20 protein-coding genes, 2 tRNA genes and 1 other RNA gene are annotated in these 17,744 nt (G+C 73.5%); 6 read left to right on the forward strand and 17 right to left on the reverse strand.

Annotated features, from left to right (window positions below; all coding sequences use genetic code 11):
* Positions 1 to 278: 278 nt before the first annotated feature.
* The 8 genes from AB0946_RS33650 to AB0946_RS33685 all read right to left on the reverse strand — a co-directional run bounded on the left by AB0946_RS33650 (position 279) and on the right by AB0946_RS33685 (position 4,943).
* Positions 279 to 1,220: an RNA polymerase sigma factor SigF gene (locus AB0946_RS33650; protein WP_366764479.1), complete on the reverse strand. Its 942-nt coding sequence runs from the start codon at positions 1,218 to 1,220 to the stop codon at positions 279 to 281.
* A gap of 336 nt (positions 1,221 to 1,556) precedes the next feature.
* Complete coding sequence (locus tag AB0946_RS33655) at positions 1,557 to 2,393, reverse strand: RNA polymerase sigma factor SigF (protein ID WP_366764540.1); 837 nt, start codon at positions 2,391 to 2,393, stop codon at positions 1,557 to 1,559.
* Positions 2,394 to 2,592: 199 nt separating this feature from the next.
* Positions 2,593 to 2,886: a Dabb family protein gene (locus AB0946_RS33660; protein WP_366764480.1), complete on the reverse strand. Its 294-nt coding sequence runs from the start codon at positions 2,884 to 2,886 to the stop codon at positions 2,593 to 2,595.
* A 10-nt stretch (positions 2,887 to 2,896) separates the two neighbouring features.
* Entirely contained in the window at positions 2,897 to 3,076 is a 180-nt protein-coding gene (locus AB0946_RS33665) for a hypothetical protein (RefSeq protein ID WP_171154861.1), read from the reverse strand.
* Positions 3,077 to 3,235: 159 nt separating this feature from the next.
* Positions 3,236 to 3,320 (reverse strand) — tRNA-Ser (locus tag AB0946_RS33670).
* Positions 3,321 to 3,376: 56 nt separating this feature from the next.
* Positions 3,377 to 3,808 (reverse strand): tRNA adenosine(34) deaminase TadA, encoded by a 432-nt coding sequence (gene tadA / locus AB0946_RS33675; RefSeq protein WP_225808801.1) that lies wholly within the window; start codon positions 3,806 to 3,808, stop codon positions 3,377 to 3,379.
* Between the two features lie 59 nt (positions 3,809 to 3,867).
* On the reverse strand, positions 3,868 to 4,398 hold the full coding sequence (locus tag AB0946_RS33680; RefSeq protein WP_366764541.1) for a hypothetical protein: 531 nt from the start codon (positions 4,396 to 4,398) through the stop codon (positions 3,868 to 3,870).
* Between the two features lie 299 nt (positions 4,399 to 4,697).
* Complete coding sequence (locus AB0946_RS33685; protein WP_014673636.1) at positions 4,698 to 4,943, reverse strand: hypothetical protein; 246 nt, start codon at positions 4,941 to 4,943, stop codon at positions 4,698 to 4,700.
* 95 nt (positions 4,944 to 5,038) lie between these two features.
* On the opposite strand from AB0946_RS33685, the gene upp reads away from it, so the two are divergent.
* Positions 5,039 to 5,674: a uracil phosphoribosyltransferase gene (gene upp / locus AB0946_RS33690; RefSeq protein WP_366764481.1), complete on the forward strand. Its 636-nt coding sequence runs from the start codon at positions 5,039 to 5,041 to the stop codon at positions 5,672 to 5,674.
* Between the two features lie 96 nt (positions 5,675 to 5,770).
* Here upp and AB0946_RS33695 read toward each other — a convergent pair whose 3' ends face one another.
* Together AB0946_RS33695 and AB0946_RS33700 are read right to left on the reverse strand one after the other, a co-directional pair.
* Positions 5,771 to 6,409: a LytR C-terminal domain-containing protein gene (locus tag AB0946_RS33695; protein WP_366764482.1), complete on the reverse strand. Its 639-nt coding sequence runs from the start codon at positions 6,407 to 6,409 to the stop codon at positions 5,771 to 5,773.
* A 108-nt stretch (positions 6,410 to 6,517) separates the two neighbouring features.
* Positions 6,518 to 6,814, reverse strand: a complete 297-nt coding sequence (locus tag AB0946_RS33700; protein WP_004943146.1) for a type II toxin-antitoxin system VapB family antitoxin — start codon at positions 6,812 to 6,814, stop codon at positions 6,518 to 6,520.
* 113 nt (positions 6,815 to 6,927) lie between these two features.
* Between AB0946_RS33700 and AB0946_RS33705 the strand changes: the two genes are divergently transcribed.
* Positions 6,928 to 8,490, forward strand: a complete 1,563-nt coding sequence (locus AB0946_RS33705; RefSeq protein WP_366764483.1) for a helicase HerA-like domain-containing protein — start codon at positions 6,928 to 6,930, stop codon at positions 8,488 to 8,490.
* A 20-nt stretch (positions 8,491 to 8,510) separates the two neighbouring features.
* Here the strand turns inward: AB0946_RS33705 and AB0946_RS33710 are convergent, their stop codons facing one another.
* From AB0946_RS33710 to AB0946_RS33730, 5 genes are all read right to left on the reverse strand, one after another.
* Positions 8,511 to 8,636 (reverse strand): hypothetical protein, encoded by a 126-nt coding sequence (locus AB0946_RS33710; RefSeq protein WP_014673632.1) that lies wholly within the window; start codon positions 8,634 to 8,636, stop codon positions 8,511 to 8,513.
* Between the two features lie 55 nt (positions 8,637 to 8,691).
* Positions 8,692 to 9,012 carry a hypothetical protein gene (locus AB0946_RS33715; protein WP_366764484.1) on the reverse strand — a complete coding sequence of 107 codons (321 nt, stop codon included), beginning with the start codon at positions 9,010 to 9,012 and terminating at the stop codon, positions 8,692 to 8,694.
* Between the two features lie 131 nt (positions 9,013 to 9,143).
* Positions 9,144 to 9,842, reverse strand: coding sequence for an HdeD family acid-resistance protein (locus AB0946_RS33720; RefSeq protein WP_366764485.1), 699 nt, complete (start codon positions 9,840 to 9,842; stop codon positions 9,144 to 9,146).
* Positions 9,843 to 10,203: 361 nt separating this feature from the next.
* The gene (locus tag AB0946_RS33725; RefSeq protein WP_366764486.1) at positions 10,204 to 10,797 is read right to left on the reverse strand and encodes an HhH-GPD-type base excision DNA repair protein; all 594 of its coding nucleotides are present in this window, start codon (positions 10,795 to 10,797) and stop codon (positions 10,204 to 10,206) included.
* 83 nt (positions 10,798 to 10,880) lie between these two features.
* The gene (locus tag AB0946_RS33730; RefSeq protein ID WP_366764487.1) at positions 10,881 to 11,603 is read right to left on the reverse strand and encodes a siderophore-interacting protein; all 723 of its coding nucleotides are present in this window, start codon (positions 11,601 to 11,603) and stop codon (positions 10,881 to 10,883) included.
* An 82-nt stretch (positions 11,604 to 11,685) separates the two neighbouring features.
* Between AB0946_RS33730 and AB0946_RS33735 the strand changes: the two genes are divergently transcribed.
* From AB0946_RS33735 to AB0946_RS33745, 3 genes are all read left to right on the forward strand, one after another.
* The gene (locus AB0946_RS33735) at positions 11,686 to 13,968 is read left to right on the forward strand and encodes a penicillin acylase family protein (protein WP_366764488.1); all 2,283 of its coding nucleotides are present in this window, start codon (positions 11,686 to 11,688) and stop codon (positions 13,966 to 13,968) included.
* The gene (locus AB0946_RS33740; RefSeq protein ID WP_366764489.1) at positions 13,961 to 14,548 is read left to right on the forward strand and encodes a GNAT family N-acetyltransferase; all 588 of its coding nucleotides are present in this window, start codon (positions 13,961 to 13,963) and stop codon (positions 14,546 to 14,548) included. Before AB0946_RS33735 ends, AB0946_RS33740 begins: the two co-directional genes overlap by 8 nt.
* 122 nt (positions 14,549 to 14,670) lie before the next feature.
* Entirely contained in the window at positions 14,671 to 16,551 is a 1,881-nt protein-coding gene (locus AB0946_RS33745; RefSeq protein WP_366764542.1) for a copper resistance protein CopC, read from the forward strand.
* Positions 16,552 to 16,570: 19 nt separating this feature from the next.
* Here the strand turns inward: AB0946_RS33745 and AB0946_RS33750 are convergent, their stop codons facing one another.
* Positions 16,571 to 17,026: a hypothetical protein gene (locus AB0946_RS33750; protein WP_366764490.1), complete on the reverse strand. Its 456-nt coding sequence runs from the start codon at positions 17,024 to 17,026 to the stop codon at positions 16,571 to 16,573.
* 403 nt (positions 17,027 to 17,429) lie between these two features.
* Positions 17,430 to 17,517 (reverse strand) — tRNA-Ser (locus tag AB0946_RS33755).
* A 119-nt stretch (positions 17,518 to 17,636) separates the two neighbouring features.
* On the opposite strand from AB0946_RS33755, the gene ffs reads away from it, so the two are divergent.
* Positions 17,637 to 17,733: signal recognition particle sRNA small type (gene ffs, locus AB0946_RS33760), an RNA gene on the forward strand.
* The last annotated feature ends 11 nt before the right edge of the window (positions 17,734 to 17,744 follow it).

Below are 17,744 nucleotides of genomic sequence, written 5' to 3' on the forward strand. Positions count from 1 at the left end.
CGCCGGTCGGCGTGCGCGGGCGGTGGGACCGGTCCGCGGGGGACGTCCCCCGCGGTCGCCGGACCGTTTCTCCCAGCTTCTCCCGGCCGAGCGGCACCAGGAACACCGGTCCGGACGGCGCTACGGCGCTCGGGCCGCCCAGACACACGACGGCCGCCGACGCTGCCGTAACGGCGCCTCGGCGGCCACGCGTCCATGTCGTCGTACGAACCGTCCCAGTACGCAGCGTCCGGGCATGGTGACGGACACCTCGTCAGGCAGGCAGCGGACGGCCGGCGTCAGTCCGAGATCAGACCCTCCCGCAGCTGCGCCAGCGTCCGGGTCAGCAGGCGGGAGACGTGCATCTGGGAGATGCCGACCTCCTCGCCGATCTGCGACTGGGTCATGTTGGCGAAGAAGCGCAGCATGATGATCCGGCGCTCCCGAGGCGGGAGCTTGGCCAGCAGCGGCTTGAGGGACTCCCGGTACTCCACGCCCTCCAGGGCCGTGTCCTCGTAGCCGAGCCGGTCGGCGAGCGAGCCCTCGCCGCCGTCGTCCTCGGGGGCCGGGGAGTCGAGGGAGGAGGCGGTGTAGGCGTTGCCGACCGCGAGGCCGTCGACCACGTCCTCCTCGGAGACACCCAGCACGGCGGCCAGCTCGGTCACCGTGGGGGAGCGGTCCAGCTTCTGGGACAGCTCGTCGCTGGCCTTGGTGAGGGCCAGGCGCAGCTCCTGGAGCCGGCGCGGGACGCGCACCGACCAGGAGGTGTCACGGAAGAACCGCTTGATCTCGCCCACGACGGTCGGCATCGCGAACGTCGGGAACTCCACGCCGCGTTCGCAGTCGAACCGGTCGATCGCCTTGATCAGGCCGATGGTGCCGACCTGGACGATGTCCTCCATCGGCTCGTTGCGCGAGCGGAACCGCGCGGCCGCGTAGCGGACCAGCGGAAGGTTCAGCTCGATCAGGGTGTCCCGGACGTAGGCCCGCTCGGGGCTGTCCTCGCCCAGCGTGGCCAGGCGCAGGAACAGCGAGCGGGACAGGGTGCGGGTGTCGATGGTGGCCGTGACCTGCGCGGCCGGGACAGCTTCGGCGGCCGGTTCGGCGGCCGGGGACGGCACGGCTTCGAGGGCCGTGACACCCTCGAAGCCGTCGAGGACGTCGAGAGCGTAGAGCTCCTTGGGCGCTGCCTCGCTCATCGCGGGCGTCAGCACCTTAGAGCTGCCCTGGTCTGCGGACATGCCACCCCCTTTGGGTCGCGGGACGGTCGCGGCGGCGCCCTCCTGTGCGAGCAACGCAGCCTTCACCTGAATACCGGCGCCGGAGCTCCGGCAAACGCGCTTCCCGCAGAATGTCACATGTCGGCAACGCGCTGTACCGACATGTCGACACGTGAGATCCGAAACGGCCCTGCAAACAAGGGGTCTGACGGCCTTTCGGGCCCGAACTGTCGGCAACAGCGCTGGTGAGCGATTCGCCCGCGCCGGTTAACGCTCGATCAGGTTTGCGATGCAGTGGCGTTCGGGGCGTGCTTCCGTGCGCCCGCCGTGCATCAGCCGCCTCGGCGTCCGCTGCGGTTATGCGTCGATCCGGTTCGCGGAACGCAGCCGCTGGAAGCTACGGGCGAGGAGGCGCGAGACGTGCATCTGCGAGACGCCGAGCTCCGCGCTGATCTGTGACTGGGTGAGATTGCTGTAGTAGCGCAGGAGGAGGATGCGCTGCTCCCTCTCGGGGAGCTGGACGAGGAGATGGCGGACCAGGTCGCGGTGTTCCACGCCGTCCAGGGCCGGGTCCTCGTAGCCGATCCGGTCGAGCAGTCCGGGCAGGCCGTCGCCCTCCTGGGCGGCCTCCAGCGAGGTGGCGTGGTACGAGCGTCCCGCCTCGATGCAGCTGAGCACCTCGTCCTCGCCGATGCGGAGCCGCTCGGCGATCTCGGCGGTGGACGGCGAGCGGCCGTAGAGCGTGGTCAGGTCCTCGGTGGCGCTGTTGACCTGCACCCACAGCTCGTGCAGCCGGCGCGGGACGTGGACCGTGCGGACGTTGTCCCGGAAGTACCGCTTGATCTCGCCGACCACGGTGGGCATCGCGAAGGTCGGGAACTGCACGCCCCGGTCGGGGTCGAAGCGGTCGATGGCGTTGATCAGTCCGATGGTGCCGACCTGGACGACGTCCTCCATGGGCTCGTTGCGGGAGCGGAAGCGGGCGGCGGCGTAGCGTACGAGCGGGAGGTTCGCCTCGATCAGCGCTCCGCGCACCCGGTTGTGCTCCGGCGTGCCGGGGGTGAGCTCCTTCAGTTCGGCGAACAGCACCTGGGTCAGGGCCCGGGTGTCCGCGCCGCGGCGCTTCTCGGGGGCCGGCGGGGTCGGAGTGGGCGCCTCTTCGTGGGGCGGCGCAGTACTGGCCGACACGGTCAACGCCACCTCTTCATCGGTCAATCATCCGTCAAAAGCGGTCATAGCATCACAAGACATGTGCACTGTGTGCAAGCACCGCATAACCCCGTGTTGTGGTTCAAACTCCTATGAGTTGGGTACGCATCGCCGGAAAAACCCCTCCCCGGAACCACGAAAAACCCCTCGCCGGAACGGCGAGGGGTTCACGTCGCTGCGGGGCTCAGAACTCGTAGTCGGCGATCACCCAGGTGGCGAACTCGCGCCACAGCGCGACGCCCGCCTGGTGGGCCGGGTGCTCCAGGTAGCGCTTGAGGGCGTCGGCGTCCTCGACGGCCGAGTTGATCGCGAAGTCGTAGGCGATCGGCCGGTCGCTGATGTTCCAGGCGCACTCCCAGAAGCGCAGCTCCTCGATCTGCCCGCCCAGGGCCCGGAAGGCCTCCACGCCCGCCACGACCCGCGGATCGTCGCGCCCGACGCCCTCGTTGAGCCTGAACAGGACCAGGTGGCGGATCATGGGGCGTACCTCAGTTCTTTCCTCCGTGGGCGACCCAGGTCATGAAGTCGCCGATGGCCTTCGCGGCGTCCGATATGCCCTCGAAGCCTATCTGGACGTAGTCGGCCGCCTTGGCCGGATCCGTGATGATCACGTACAGCGCGAAGACCACGAGCACGTACACGGCGATCTTCTTGGCGTTCACCGCCACCGCGGCCTCCCCTGTGCCAGTGCCCCTCGGGCCCCTGCTGCCTGCCGGCCGCGAGTGTAACGTTCACGCCTTCGCGTACGTCCGACGGTGCGCCGCCGGACGCGGATCGTGTCGACGACGCACGAAAGGCCCCGCCGGTCGACGGGGCCCTTCTGTGAGCGGTAGCGGAGGGATTTGAACCCTCGGTGACTTGCGCCACACTCGCTTTCGAGGCGAGCTCCTTCGGCCGCTCGGACACGCTACCGAGGGAGACCCTACAACACAGGGGGGCGTGGTTCGAAATCGGTATCCGGCGGCGGCTCAGCGGTCACGGAAGAACGCGGTGAGGAGCCGGGCGCACTCCGCCGCGAGCACGCCCTCGATGACCTCCGGCCGGTGATTGAGCCGGCGGTCGCGCACCACGTCCCACAGGGAGCCGGCGGCACCCGCCTTCTCGTCCCGGGCGCCGTAGACCACCCGGTCCACCCGGGACTGCACGAGCGCGCCCGCGCACATCGTGCACGGCTCCAGCGTGACGACGAGCGTGCAGCCGGTCAGCCGCCACTCCCCGAGCCGGGCGGCGGCCCGCCGGATCGCGAGGACCTCGGCGTGGGCCGTGGGATCGCCGGTGGCCTCACGCTCGTTGTGCCCGGCACCGAGCACCGTCGTACCGTCCGGGGACAGCACGACGGCGCCGACCGGGACGTCCCCGTCCCGGACGGCCAGCCCGGCCTCGTCCAGGGCGAGCCGCATCGCGGCGCGCCAGGGGTCCCGCACCGGGTCAGGCGTGCCCTGCGTCCGCTGTGGCGTGGTCAGCGGACGGTCTCCAGCACCTCCGAGGCACCGAGGGCCTCGGCGATGGTGTTCAGCGCGTCGTCGGCGTCCAGGGCGCGCAGTTCCTTCTCGCTGATGCCGAGGTCGTCGAGGATCTCGCTGTCGCCCACCGGGCTGTGCGGCACCGCGTCGGTGGCGGCACCCTCCTCCTCGTCGTCGTCGGACTCGCCGTCCTCGGTACCGTCGAGGTCCAGGGAGTCCAGGTCCGGGCCGTCGTCCGCGCCGGGCTCCCGGCCGAGCAGCTCGTCGGTGAGCAGCAGCTCCCCGTACGCGCTGCGCCGGGCGGCGGCGGCGTCCGAGACGTAGATGCGAGGGTCCTCCTCGCCGTCCACGCGGACGACACCGAACCAGGCGTCCTCCTGCTCGATCAGGACGAGCACCGTGTCCTCGTCGGGAGAGGCTTCCCGGGCCAGGTCGGCCAGATCCGACAGGGTCTCCACATCGTCGAGCTCCGTGTCGCTCGCTTCCCACCCGTCTTCGGTGCGCGCGAGCAGTGCGGCGAAGTACACCGTGACTCTCCCACTGGTCATAGGCGTGCCGGTTGGGGGTCCCCCCGGCGGAGGTACTTGGGCGGAGAGAGCTGGGCTCCGAGCCCCACCCACTCGGAATCGTGGCAGAAAGAAGGCCTCCAGGGGACGTCTTCGGCTCCCTGTGTCTGGCTGTTTCGATCGTGGATCCGTGATCGGCTCACCAGCGCGCTCATTGCCGCCACCTGCGGATCGTACGCGGCTTTTCCCCGCGTTCACGCACGGCCGACTCCCGACACCGGCGCGGGCGTGGCTCCCGCGTCCCGCGAACGGGCCCGCGACTACCAGCGGAACGTGCGCATGCGCATCGCGTGGCGCAACCGTGCCGCCTTGGCGCGCCGGGGCTGGACCCGGGCGCGCAGCGCACGCGCCTCGGCGAGTTCGCGCAGGAACTGCGCTCGGCGGCGCCGGCGCTCCGTCTCGCTCTCGGGCTTGTCGGAATCGGTCCGCGCGGAGCGCGCAGCGGGGCCGGCCGTGTCGCCGGTGGGCCCGGAGGCGTCCGCGGGCAGGTCAGGCAGGTCAGACACGTCACACCACCCCAGTCCGTCCTTCCCACTTTCCCCCGGATGGCCGGTTTGACGCCAGCGCGAGGGCGGCTCGGGGCGCAGGTACCGTTAGGGGCATGCGTCTCCATGTCGTCGACCACCCCCTGGTCGCCCACAAGCTCACCACGCTGCGCGACCAGCGCACCGACTCCGCGACCTTCCGGCGACTCGCCGACGAACTGGTCACCCTGCTCGCCTACGAGGCCACGCGGGACGTGCGCACCGAGGCCGTCGACATACGGACGCCGGTCGCGGCCACCACCGGGGTGAAGCTGGCCCGCCCGCGCCCGCTGGTGGTGCCGATCCTGCGGGCCGGCCTCGGCATGCTGGACGGCATGGTCCGGCTGCTGCCGACGGCCGAGGTGGGCTTCCTGGGCATGATCCGCAACGAGGAGACGCTCCAGGCGTCCACGTACGCCTCGCGCATGCCGGAGGACCTCTCGGGCCGCCAGGTGTACGTCCTCGACCCGATGCTGGCCACGGGCGGCACGCTGGTCGCGGCGATCCAGGAACTGATCAAGCGCGGCGCCGACGACGTCACGGCGGTGGTCCTGCTGGCCGCGCCCGAGGGCGTCGAGGTCATGGAGCGGGAGCTGGCGGGGACGCCGGTCACCGTGGTCACGGCGGCTGTCGACGACCACCTCAACGAGCTCGGGTACATCGTGCCGGGGCTGGGGGACGCCGGGGACCGGCTCTACGGGGCGGCGGAGTAGGTCTTCGCCCATCGGAGGGCGGCCCGGTCGCCGTTCGGGGGTGCGGGGGCGCGAGCGGTTCTCGCGCGATGCCCCGCGCTCCGTTCCGGAGGTTGCTCAGCAGCCCTTCTTCGGGGAGGCCGGGGGCTTCGGCGCGGTCAGGGCCGTCAGCGCCTGCTTCGCGGCCGCCGGCTCCGACAGTCCCTTGAAGGCGTCGCCGATGACGAGGTCGACGTCGGTCCCCTTGCGGATGTCGGCGCGCGCCTGCGCGCCAGCCAGCTGGGTGCCGAGGACGCGCAGTGAGGTGTCCTGCGCGGCGGCGGAGCCGAGGAGTATCCCGGTGCCCTTGACCTTCTTGTCGTACTGCTTCGACGCGTTGCCCACGTCGCCGATCTTGAAGCCGCGTTTCTTCAGCTCGTCCGCGGTGCTCTTGGCGAGCCCGGGGCGCTTGGTCGCGTTGTAGACGTTCACGGTGATCCGGCCGGGTCCAGGCAGGGCGTGCACCCGGGCCGCGGGGGCCGCTTCGGTCCTGGTCCGGCAGCCCGTGGTGGAGCCGCTCGCCGTGTACTTGTCGCCGCCGCCGCTGAAGACGTCGACGAGCTGGAGCGTGCCCCAGCCGATCAGGCCGAGCGCGGCGGCGGACGCCACCACGACGGCCACGAGCCTGCCGCGCCGCCGGGGCGGACGCATCCGAGGGTATTTGTCCCCCGTGATGCGGTACTGGCCGCCCATGCCGGGGGGAGTCAGCATGCTCATGGGCGCAGCGTAGTGCGCGCGAGCGGCGATGCCTATCAGATGATCAGTCGATGCCGCTCGATGCCGTACAGCGGAACCCGAAAGGGCCAACGGCCCTGTCGCGCCGGGTCAGTCGAGTTCGAGCACGCGGGCGTGCAGCACCTGGCGCTGTTGCAGGGCGGCGCGGACGGCGCGGTGCAGGCCGTCCTCCAGGTAGAGGTCGCCCTGCCACTTCACGACGTGCGCGAAGAGGTCGCCGTAGAACGTCGAGTCCTCCGCCAGCAGGGTCTCCAGATCGAGCTGCTGCTTGGTGGTCACGAGCTGATCGAGGCGGACCGGGCGCGGCGCGACGTCCGCCCACTGCCGGGTGCTCTCCCGGCCGTGGTCGGGGTACGGCCGGCCGTTTCCGATGCGCTTGAAGATCACACGGAAAGCCTACCGGCCAAGACGTTCCGGGCGCAGCCATGGCGGCGGAGTGCGAGGCTTGAAAAGATGGATCAAATCGGGCATACGGGTGTCTACAGGGACAGGGGTCGGAGATGAGTGACAAGGAGCCCGTGGCGCCCGCCGGCCCGCAGGGAGCGTCCGCACTGCCCGCGGCGGCCCGGAAGATCGCCTCCGGGTACGCCTTCACGGGCCCCGCGCTGGATCTCGGCGCCCTCCTGTGGGACGGGGCGTGTCGCGCCGACGCGCCGGTCCGCATCCCGCTGCCCGTGCTCAACCGGCACGGACTGGTGGCGGGCGCCACCGGCACCGGCAAGACCAAGACGCTCCAGCTGATCGCCGAACAGCTGTCGGCGCAGGGCGTGCCGGTGTTCCTCGCGGACGTCAAGGGCGACCTGTCCGGCATCGCCCGGCCGGGGCAGCCGAACGAGCGGGTGCGCAAGCGGTCCGCCGACGTGGGCCAGGAGTGGGCCCCGGCCGGCTTCCCGGTGGAGTTCTTCGCGCTCGGCGGCCTCGGCCACGGCATCCCCGTACGGGCCACAGTCACCAGCTTCGGCCCCCTGCTGCTGGCGAAGGTGCTCCAGCTGAACCAGACCCAGGAGCAGTCGCTCGGCCTGATCTTCCACTACGCCGACACCAAGGGCCTGGAGCTGATCGACCTCAAGGACCTGCGCGCGGTCGTCGCCTTCCTCACCTCCGACGAGGGCAAGGCCGAACTCAGGGACATCGGCGGCCTGTCCGGTGCCACGGCCGGGGTGATCCTGCGCTCCCTGACGGCCTTCGAGGCGCAGGGCATGACGGACTTCTTCGGCGAGCCGGAGTTCGGCACGGCGGACTTCCTGCGCAGGGCGGAGGACGGGCGGGGCATCGTCTCGGTCCTGGAACTCGCGGCGGTCCAGGACAAACCGCTGCTCTTCTCGACGTTCCTGATGTGGCTGCTCGCCGACCTCTTCCACGACCTGCCCGAGATCGGCGACGCCGACAAGCCCGAGCTGGTGTTCTTCTTCGACGAGGCGCATCTGCTGTTCGACGACGCGTCCAAGGCGTTCCTGGAGTCGATCACCCAGACCGTCCGCCTGATCCGCTCCAAGGGCGTCGGCGTCTTCTTCGTCACCCAGACGCCCAAGGACGTGCCCGGCGACGTCCTCGGCCAGCTCGGCAACCGCGTCCAGCACGCCCTGCGCGCCTTCACCCCCGACGACCACAAGGCCCTGCGCGCGACCGTGCAGACCTTCCCGAGGTCGGCGTACGACCTGGAGGAACTGCTCACCGGGCTGGGCACCGGCGAGGCCGTGGTGACCGTGCTCAGCGAGACCGGCGCGCCCACCCCGGTCGCCGCCACCCGGCTGCGCGCCCCGCAGTCCCTGATGGGTCCGGTGGACCCCGGCGAACTGGACCGGGCGGTCCGTGACTCCTCGCTCCACGACCGTTATGCACAGGCTGTGGACCGCGAGTCGGCGTACGAGAGGCTGAGCGCCGCCAGGTCTGCGGAGCCGCCGCCGAAGCAGGCTCCCGCGCGCGCTCGCGAGGAGGAGCCGTCACTGGTGGAACAGGTCGTGGGCAGCGGGATGTTCAAGTCGCTGGCCCGTTCGGTCGGCACCCAGCTCGGCCGTGAGATCACCCGTTCCCTCTTCGGCACCGCCCGGCGGAGGCGGTAGCCCGCCCCCGCCGGTGCCGGTCAACGGTCCCGTTCCTCGGGCGACCGCTGGGGTTCCGGTGTGCGCTGGTCCGGCCGGGGCGCCGTACCGCGCCGGGCCTCTGCGCGCAGCAGGGCGCGCAGGACGGCGTAGGGATCCTTGGGCATGGCTGTGCTGCTCCTTGCGTCGAGCCGAACTGACCTCGCGGACAACGCGGGTCTGTCAGCAGCGCAGGACCACGGTGCGCAGCAGGGGCGCGGTGTGCGGCGCCCGGGGCGCGGCGGGACGCGGGCGGGCCGCCCGGACAGCGGGCTCCGGGACGGTCAGGGGTGAGAGCCGCTCGGGCGCGTCGGCCCGGTGGAGCGCGCGGACGGGCGGCCGCAGGGCCGTGTCGAGGACGTCGTGCTCGGCCGTCTCGGCGGCCACGGCGAGATCCGGCGCCGCCTGGGCCGGCACGTGCGCGCCGGGCACCCACAGGGCGAGAAGCAGCACGAGGACGCGTAGCCAGGTACGGCCCCGGGGCGTGCTCCTGCTCCTGCTCACACCGGCTTTCTTCCCGCGGCACGCGGACAGCGCAGCACGCGGGGGGCGAGATCCACCCGTCCGGGGGACGAGGGAGGCGACCGGCGCCGTACGCGGCGACCGGCCCCGCCTGCACGCGCGGGCGCCGGTGGTCACACCGTCTGCGGTACGCGGTGCGCCCGGCTGCGGATGCCGAACGCGGTCACGATCTCCACGATCCCCACCGCGACCAGCCAGATGCCGCTGACGAGGGTCAGCACGGCGACCGAGTCGAGCGGCGAGTCGATGAGCACGATGCCGGCGATGAAGGTCAGGATCCCGAGGAAGATCTGCCAGCCCCGGGCGGGCATCCGGGAGTCGTGCACGGCGGCCAGGGTCTGCGTGATGCCGCGGAACAGCCAGCCGATGCCGATCCACAGGGCGAGCAGCAGGATCGACTGCATCGGCCCGCGGAAGCAGAACAGGCCCAGCAGGATGGACAGCGCGCCGCTGATGAAGGCGAGGACGCGCAGCGAGGTCGCCCGGTGCGTGCCGAAGGCGGACACCAGCTGGAGGACCCCGCTGTACAGCAGGTAGAGCCCGAACAGCACACCGGCGGCCACCAGGGACGGGCCCGGCCAGACCAGCACCAGGACACCGAGCACCAGGGAACCGATGCCGGTGAGCAGGACGACCTGCCAGGCGGCCCGGGACAGGGCGTGCAGCGGGCCCTCGAACGGCGGCTCCGGTTCGTGGTGGGTGGTGCCGGGTGCCGCCGCGGCGGGATGGCCGCCCGGTGAGGCTCCCGCGTGGACATGCCGGTCGTCGTACGCCCGGTCCCGCTCGGGACCGCTGCTCGGTACCTCGCTCATGCCCCATGCTGAGACCGGCCGCGCGGCGGGGGCCAGCGGGGTGCGCCGAGTGGGTGACGGGGGCACGGGGCGGGGCGACGGCGGCCGTCCGGCGTGGGCCGTGCGAGGTCGGACGCCCGGATGTCCGTCGAGCCGCGGTCGCCGGCGACGTGGTGCGGCACCACCGGCGGGGTGTGCGCGCCGACGCCGGTGCCGACAGGGCGGCGCGGGCCGGAGGTTCGCGGTCCACGGCGAGGGAGCCGTGGCGGCGCGGGCGATCTCCTCGGTGACGGTGAACGGGTCCGGGCCGCCGGCGACGACCTGGTGCGCGCCCTCGGCGTCCTCGGCGACCGTGCCGGCCGGGGCCTGGCGGGGGCGCGGCTTACCTCTTCGCCGCCTTGGCCGCCTTCGCCGCCGCCTTCGTCTCCTGTTTGTGGGCGCGGACCTTCGCCAGGGAGTCGGGGCCGGTGATGTCGGCGACGGAGCGGAAGGACTCCGGTTCGCCGTAGGCTCCGGCGGCCTCCCGCCAGCCCTCGGGTGCGACGCCGAGCCGCTTGCCGAGCAGGGCCAGGAAGATCTGTGCCTTCTGCTTGCCGAAGCCCGGCAGGTCCTCCAGCCGCCGCAGCAGCGCGGCTCCGCCGTCCACGCCCCGCCAGACCGCCTCCGCGTCCCCGTCGTAGTGCTCGACGAGGTACTGGCACAGCTGCTGGATCCGCTTCGCCATCGAGCCCGGGTAGCGGTGCACCGCGGGCTTCTCGGAGAGCAGCGCGGCGAAGGCCTCGGGATCCATCGCCGCGATCTCGTGCGCGTCCAGGTCGTCCGTGCCGAGCCGGTCGGCGATGGTGCGGGGCCCCTTGAACGCCCACTCCATGGGGATCTGCTGGTCCAGCAGCATCCCGGTCAGCGCGGCGAGCGCGGAGCGACCGAGCAGCGCGTCGGCCGCGGGGTCCTGGGCGAGGTGCAGGGTGACGTCCATGCGTCGATGATCCCGCGCGCGGGGTGGCTCCGCCCGCCGGGCGGCCACCCGCCCCCGGTGGCCTCCCGCTCGGCCGTCGCCGCTCACTCCGTGCGCCAGTACCCCAGGGCGTGCACCCGGTGCCTGGGCACACCGAGGTCCTTGCGGACGTAGGCCGCGAGCGCCCGGGTGGTCGCCGTGTCGCAGGCGATCCAGACGTACGGGTGCGGGGTGCCGGCGAGGACGGCGGGCAGCTCGGCGCGGACCCGTTCCACCAGATGGGCCCCCGCGTCGCGGCGCGGTACCGCCCGCATCTCGTGCGAGCCGGGCCCGGTACGGCGGGGCAGCCCCGCCGGGTCCCCCTCGAACCAGACGGTGGCCGGGGCCCGGCCCAGCGCGCCGAGCAGCGAGTTGAGCGCGGGCAGCGAGGCCGGGTCGCCGATCGCGGCGACGTGGGAGGGCGCCGGTTCGGGCTCCCGGAAGCCGGTGCCCTGGACGGTGGCCTCGATCGTGTCGCCGGGCCGCGCGGCCCGCGCCCAGTCGGAGGCCGTGCCCTCGTGCAGGGCGAACTCCAGGCCGAAGGTGCCGGCGGCCGGGTCGGGGTCGACCAGGGTGTAGGCCCGCTGGTGGGGCCGGCCGTCCGCGGAGAACCACAGCCGTACCCACATGGTGGGGTGGACGCCGGTCGCGGCGAGCAGCCCGCCGTCGCTCAGCCGGAGCCGCCGGTACCGCGGCGTCACGTCCTGCGCTTCGAGCACGGTCAGCGTGAAGTCCTTGGCGCCCAGCAGTCTGAGGACCGCGCCTTCCCAGCCCCGCCCCTGCCCCATGACCCCTCCACCGTTCGCGTACGATTCCGCCACAGAAACTTAGGCAAGGCTAACCTAAAGAACAGAGTGCAGGAGATCCCGGGTGACCATCGAGACCTACCGCGACGCCTGGGGCATCCCCCACCTGCGGGCGTCCAGCGCCCGTGCACTCGCCCGTGCGCAGGGCCGGGTCACCGCCCACGACCGGGCCTGGCAGCTGGAGGTCGAACGCCACCGCGCCCAGGGCACCTCGGCCGCCTTCCTCGGCGCCGAGGCGCTCTCCTGGGACGTCTTCGCCCGCCGGGCCCGGCTCGACGACACCGCCCGCCGCTGCTTCGCCGCGCTGCAACGGCGGGACCCGGAAACGGCCGACTGGGTACGGGCGTACGTCGACGGGGTCAACGAGGGGCTGCCCGCCGGCGCCGGCCGCACCCCCGAGTTCGCCCGTACCGGTCTGACGCCCGGCCGCTGGCAGCCGTGGACGCCCCTCGCCGTCTGGCTCGGCACGCACATCCTCTTCGCGGGATTCCCGGCCAAGCTCTGGCGCGAGCGGGCGGTACGGCACCTCGGCCCCGGGGCGGTCGGCCTGTTCGCCACCGACGGGACCGGCACGGCGGGCAGCAACGGCTGGCTGGTCACCGGCGACCGCACGGACACGGGGTACGCCCTCATCGCCGGCGACCCGCACCGCTTCATCGAGGACCCCGGTGTCTACCAGCAGATCCGCCTCTCCTGCCCCGAGTTCGACGTCGTCGGCCTCGCCGTGCCCGGCGTCCCCGGCATCGCCCACTTCGGCCACACCGGCACGGTCGCCTGGGCGGTCACCAACGCCATGGCCGACTACCAGGACCTCTACCGCGAACGGCTCCGCCGCACCGGCGCGGGCATCGAGGCCCTGGGCCCGGACGGCGCCTGGCACCGCGCCGCCCGCCACACCGAGACCGTCCGCATCGCGGGCGAACCTCCCGTCGAGATCGAGATCATCGAGACGCCCCGGGGCCCGGTGATCGCCGGGGGACCGGAAGGACTCGAGGCGATCGCCGCGGGGCCGGTCTCCCCGGCACCGTCTCCCCCTGCCCGGGTGGCCGCCGACGCCTGGCCGGCCCACGCCACCACCCCGGCCGGTACGTCCGGGCGCCGGACCGGTGGACCCGCCGGGCCGGGCCCCGCGGGTGGACCGGAGGACGCCGACGGCGCGGCCGAGGCACTCGCCCTGCGCTACCCGCCCCGCGTGACGGAGGACCTCGGTTTCAGCGCCCTCCTCCCCCTCCTCCGCTCCCGCACGGTCGCCGACGTCGACACCGCCCTGGACGCCTGGCGGGAGCCGGTCAACGTCGTACAGGCCGCCGACACCGCCGGGGGCACCCTGCACCGCGTCGCCGGCCACGTCCCGCTGCGTGCCGGGGCCAACCGCCTCAAGCCGGTCCCCGCCTGGGAACCCGGCCACGAATGGCGCGGCGCGCACGAGACGCCGTACGCCCGCCCGGCCACCGAGAACGGCATCGCGGTGATGGCCAACGCCCGCGGCCTCGCCGCCCCCCTCGGCGTCGAGTTCGCCCCGCCCCACCGCGCCACCCGCATCCGCGCCCTGCTCGAAGCGCGCCCCACCTGGACCGCCGACGGCATGCCCGCGATCCACACCGACACCCACCTCGGTTCCGCCGCGGCCCTCCTGGACCACCTCGCCGCCCTCACCGGCCTCGGCCCGGCCGCGGCGGCCCTGCGGGACCGTCTGCTCGCCTGGGACCGCCGGATGGCGGCGGACAGCACGGACGCGGCGGCGTACGCGGCGGTGCGCGGCGCGGTCGTACGGCACCTCGCCGCGCACCCGGTCCTCGCCCCGCTCGCCGAGCCCCCGGCCTACCCGGACGTCCTGCTGCCCTGGCTGGCCCTCGTCCCGCGCGTCGGCCACGCCCTCGAACACCTCCTGCGCGCCGGGGACCTGTACGGGATCGACCGCGCGGCAGCCGTCCGCAGCGCCCTGGAGGAGGTCGCCGCCGCGCCCCCCACCGGACCCTGGTCGGCCACCCACCGCCTGGCCCCCTGGACGGCGCTCCGCCGGGCCCCCGGACCCGGCGCGGACGGACCCGGTCTCGCCGGCGACCACGACTGCGTGCTGTGCACCTCCGCCGTCCCCGGTCTCACCGACCGCGCCGCCCGCGGCCCGGCCGCCCGCTTCGTCTGGGACCTGGCCGACCGCGCCCACAGCCGCTGGGTGGTCCCGTTCGGCGCCGACGGCGTACCCGGCGCCGCCCACCACCGCGACCAGCTCCCGCTGTGGGCCGCCGGAGAACTGGTCCCCGTGGTCACCGACTGGACCCGGCTCACGCCCGAACCCGCCAACGCGCCCGAGGAAACCCAGGAGACCGAGGAATCCGATGACTGATCCGCACGTCCAGCACGTCGACGGCTACGGCACCGTGCGCATCCGCCCCCTCGACCCGGAGGGCGACGCGGACCTGGTCCACGCCTGGACCGGCGACGAACGCGCCGTGTTCTGGGGGATGAACGGCCTCACCCGGGCCCAGGTCGCCGAGATCTACGCCCACATGGACACGCTCGACACCCACCACGCCCACCTGGTCACCGTGGACGGTGAACCGGCCGCGCTCCTCCAGACGTACGAGCCGTCCGCCGACCGGGTCGGCGAGTGCTACGACGTCCGCCCCGGCGACCTCGGCGTCCACCTCCTCCTCGCCCCCGCCGGCCCCGCCGGCGCGCGCCCCGGCTGGACGTCCGCCCTGCTCACGGCGATCACGTCCTACGTGCTGCTGGTCCTGGACCGCCGGCGGATCGTGATCGACCCCGACGTGCGCAACGCCAAGGCGATCGCCCGCTTCGAACGCCAGGGCTTCGAACGCGGCCCGGTCGTCGTCCTCCCCGAGGTCGACCTGCCCGACGTGTACCTGCCGGAGAAGCACGCGCAACTCGCCTTCCTGGACCGGGCGGCGGCCTTCCCCGGGTGACGCCGCCCGGCGAGCCGATCGCCTTACCCGGCGCAGGGTCCGTCCGGCCTGGTGAGCACGCGGCCGGTTCCCCCCGTACCTACAGGGAGGCAGGGGTGCACGGGCGGGAACGGAGGCTGACGGTGCTGCGCGACGCGGACAACGAAGGAGCCCACGGCGAAGACCGTGCGCGAGCCCGGGACGGCGGCCGGCGACCGCGAGGAGGGCGCGGCCCGTCGCGGGGCCCGGCGGGGACGTTCCTGCTCGTACTCCTCCTGCCCGCTCTCCTCCCCGCCCTCCTCCTCGGCACGGCGACGCCCGCCTCCGCGCACGCCGTCCTGCGCGCCACGGACCCCGCCGACGGAACCGTCCTGCGCACCGCCCCCCGTCACGTCACCCTCACCTTCACCGAGTCGGTCGGCCTGCTCACCGACTCCTTCCGGGTGTACGACCCCGGGAACCGGCGCCTGCGCACCGGCCCCGCCGGCCACGCCGCCGGCCGCTCCGACACCGCCCGCGTCACTCTCCCCGCCCGGCTCGCCACCGGGACGTACACGGTCGCCTGGCGGGTGGTGTCGGCCGACAGCCACCCGGTGTCCGGCGCGCTGACCTTCTCGGTGGGAAAACGCACGGCGGCCCCGGCGGCCCTGCCCCGGGAGCGCGCGGAGAACGGGGCCACCACGGCCCTGCACACCATCGCCCGCTACCTCGCCTACCTCTCCCTGGCACTCCTGCTGGGCACCGCCGCGTTCGTGGCCTACTGCCGCCCGCCGACGACGGCCCACCTGCGCACCCCCGCCCTGGCCGCCGCGGTGACGCTCGTCGCCTCCACCCTCGCCGTGTACCTGCTGCGCGCCCCCTACGAGGAGGCCGCCTCACCGACGACCGCCTTCTCCCTCTCCGCCCTCACCCACACGGCGACGACCCGCCCCGGCCGGCTCCTGCTCCTCCGCCTGGCCCTGCTGCTCCTGGCCGCGGCCACCGTGACCCTCCTCAGGACCCGCCGCGTCAGGCTCCCGCGCCGCGCCACCCTCGGTGCGGCCACCGCCCTCGCCGTCGCCCTGGCCCTGACCTGGTCGGCGTCCGACCACGCCTCGGCGGGCATCCAGGTCCCGGCGGCGATCGTCTCCTCCACCCTGCACCTGCTGGCGACGGCGGCCTGGCTGGGCGGCCTGGCCGCGCTCCTGTGGACCCTGCGGCGCGCCCCGCGAACGGCCACCGCCCTGCCGGCCTCGGTCCCGGCCCGCTTCTCCCGGCTGGCGTTCACGTCGGTGGTGGTCCTGGTGGTCACCGGCGTCTACCAGTCCTGGCGCGGCCTCGGCTCCTGGCAGGCGCTGATCGGCACGACGTACGGCCGCACGCTCCTGGCGAAGCTGGCGGCGGTCACCGCGCTGCTCCTCGCGGCGGCCTGCTCCCGTGCCTGGACGGCCCGCCTGACCCGGCCGGCGCAGGCCGCCGTCCGCGCCCGTGTCCCCGAACCGGCCACGGGCCCCGCACTCCCCGCCCTCCCGCCGGAACCACCCCCGGCCCCGCCCCTGCACCTCCTGCGCCGCTCGGTCCTCCTCGAAGCGGTGGCCGCCGCGCTGGTCCTTGCCCTGACCACCCTCCTGACCAGCACCGTCCCCGGCCGTGCGGCGACGGAGTCCGCCCCGGCCGCGCCCTCCGCCGCGGCGGGCGTCCAGACGGCCTCGGTCCTCACGATCCCCTTCGACACCGGTGCCCCCGGCGGCCACGGCAAGGTCCAGATCACCCTCGACCCCGGCCGCGTCGGCACCAACTCGCTCCAGGCGGTGATCTACGGCCCCGACGGCGGCCTCGCCACGGTCCCCGAGCTCCGCGTCACCCTCACGCTCCCGGCACGGCGCCTGGGCCCCCTGGACACCGGGCTCACCGACCGCGGCGGCTACTGGTCGGCCCCCGCCTTCACCGTGCCCCTCCCCGGCACCTGGACGTTGAAGGCGACGGTCCGCGTGTCGGACCTGGAGCAGGTGACGGTGTCGGCACCGGTGCGGGTGACGCGGTAGGGGCGAGGGGCCGGCGGGGTCAGGGGGTGTGCAGGAAGAGCTGCGGGGACCAGCCCGTGCAGCTGCCGGGCCCCGCCTCGTCGACGGCGCCGGCGCACGCCCTGACCTTGAAGTTCCAGTCGCCGCGCGCGGGCGCGTCGACCGTGGCGACCCGGTACTCGCCCATGCGCAGCTGCCAGCTGTACCAGCCGAGCCGTGACGGATACGTGTACCGGACCTCGTAGTAGGAGTAGCGCGGGCTGGAATAGCCCCCGTAGTACACCCGCAGCGTGTTGGCGCACCCGTCGAAGCGGGCGCCGGCGTACGGGGTGTCCGCGTAGGTGAACCGGTTGGGGGCCCCGCCCAGGTTGGTGCCGCCGCCCGGCGGATACGCGTCCTGGGACGCGCACGGGCTCGCCGCGGCGGAGGCCGGCACCGCGGACGCCGTACCGCCCACGGAGACGACGGCGACCGCCAGGGCCACGGCAGCGGCCACCACAGGCAACGAACGCCCCAAGGCCCTCACCTCCAGCGAAAGAACCTCGAAGACCACAGTGCACTTCCGCCCCAGGGGCCGCATCCGGAGGCCGGGCAGCGGGCGTCCGCCCGGGGCAGGCGCTCGGGCCGCACCGGACGGGCGGCGCACCATCGGTCTGCCTGATCCGCTGATCGAAATTCTCCGCCGGCATCAGGAAGCCCGGGAGCGGGAGCGGATACGAACACCGACTTCCACGTCTGGAAGAGGCTTCTGCGGGACGTGGGCGTACGAGCCGGCCGCAAGGTCGCGCAGCAGGTCGGCGACACGCTGTGGGAGCTCCGGAAAACGAACTGGGACGGACAACGTCGAAGGGCCCCACCGCGAACGGTGGGGCCCTTCGACATCGTGCCCGGTGAGGCACTGGCGGAGGATACGAGATTCGAACTCGTGAGGGGTTGCCCCCAACACGCTTTCCAAGCGTGCGCCCTAGGCCTCTAGGCGAATCCTCCGCCGGAAACATTACATGACCGAGGGGAGTGCTCGCGAACTCGTTCCCGCAGGCCGTCCCGGGGTGGGGTCGCGGGGCCGGCCGGGTTCGGACCGGTGCCCGCCATCGGGTACTGTGGGGCACAGCCCCTCACGCGGCGCTATCTGACTGAACTCCCCCAGGGCCGGAAGGCAGCAAGGGTAGGTCGGCTCTGGCGGGTGCGTGGGGGGCCCTTGCGTTCCGGGCCCG

Source organism: Streptomyces sp. NPDC046870 (assembly GCF_040704595.1).
GTDB lineage: Bacteria > Actinomycetota > Actinomycetes > Streptomycetales > Streptomycetaceae > Streptomyces > Streptomyces argyrophylli.

Coding starts and splice junctions, on each gene's coding strand:
- AB0946_RS33695 (WP_366764482.1), bottom strand. CDS start 6,409: ATGAGCATGCTGACTCCCCCCGGCATGGGCGGCCAGTACCGCATCACG.
- AB0946_RS33650 (WP_366764479.1), bottom strand. CDS start 1,220: ATGTCCGCAGACCAGGGCAGCTCTAAGGTGCTGACGCCCGCGATGAGC.
- AB0946_RS33740 (WP_366764489.1), top strand. CDS start 13,961: ATGACTGATCCGCACGTCCAGCACGTCGACGGCTACGGCACCGTGCGC.
- AB0946_RS33710 (WP_014673632.1), bottom strand. CDS start 8,636: ATGCCCAAGGATCCCTACGCCGTCCTGCGCGCCCTGCTGCGCGCAGAG.
- upp (WP_366764481.1), top strand. CDS start 5,039: ATGCGTCTCCATGTCGTCGACCACCCCCTGGTCGCCCACAAGCTCACC.
- tadA (WP_225808801.1), bottom strand. CDS start 3,808: ATGCGGCTCGCCCTGGACGAGGCCGGGCTGGCCGTCCGGGACGGGGAC.
- AB0946_RS33660 (WP_366764480.1), bottom strand. CDS start 2,886: ATGATCCGCCACCTGGTCCTGTTCAGGCTCAACGAGGGCGTCGGGCGC.
- AB0946_RS33705 (WP_366764483.1), top strand. CDS start 6,928: ATGAGTGACAAGGAGCCCGTGGCGCCCGCCGGCCCGCAGGGAGCGTCC.
- AB0946_RS33720 (WP_366764485.1), bottom strand. CDS start 9,842: ATGAGCGAGGTACCGAGCAGCGGTCCCGAGCGGGACCGGGCGTACGAC.
- AB0946_RS33725 (WP_366764486.1), bottom strand. CDS start 10,797: ATGGACGTCACCCTGCACCTCGCCCAGGACCCCGCGGCCGACGCGCTG.
- AB0946_RS33730 (WP_366764487.1), bottom strand. CDS start 11,603: ATGGGGCAGGGGCGGGGCTGGGAAGGCGCGGTCCTCAGACTGCTGGGC.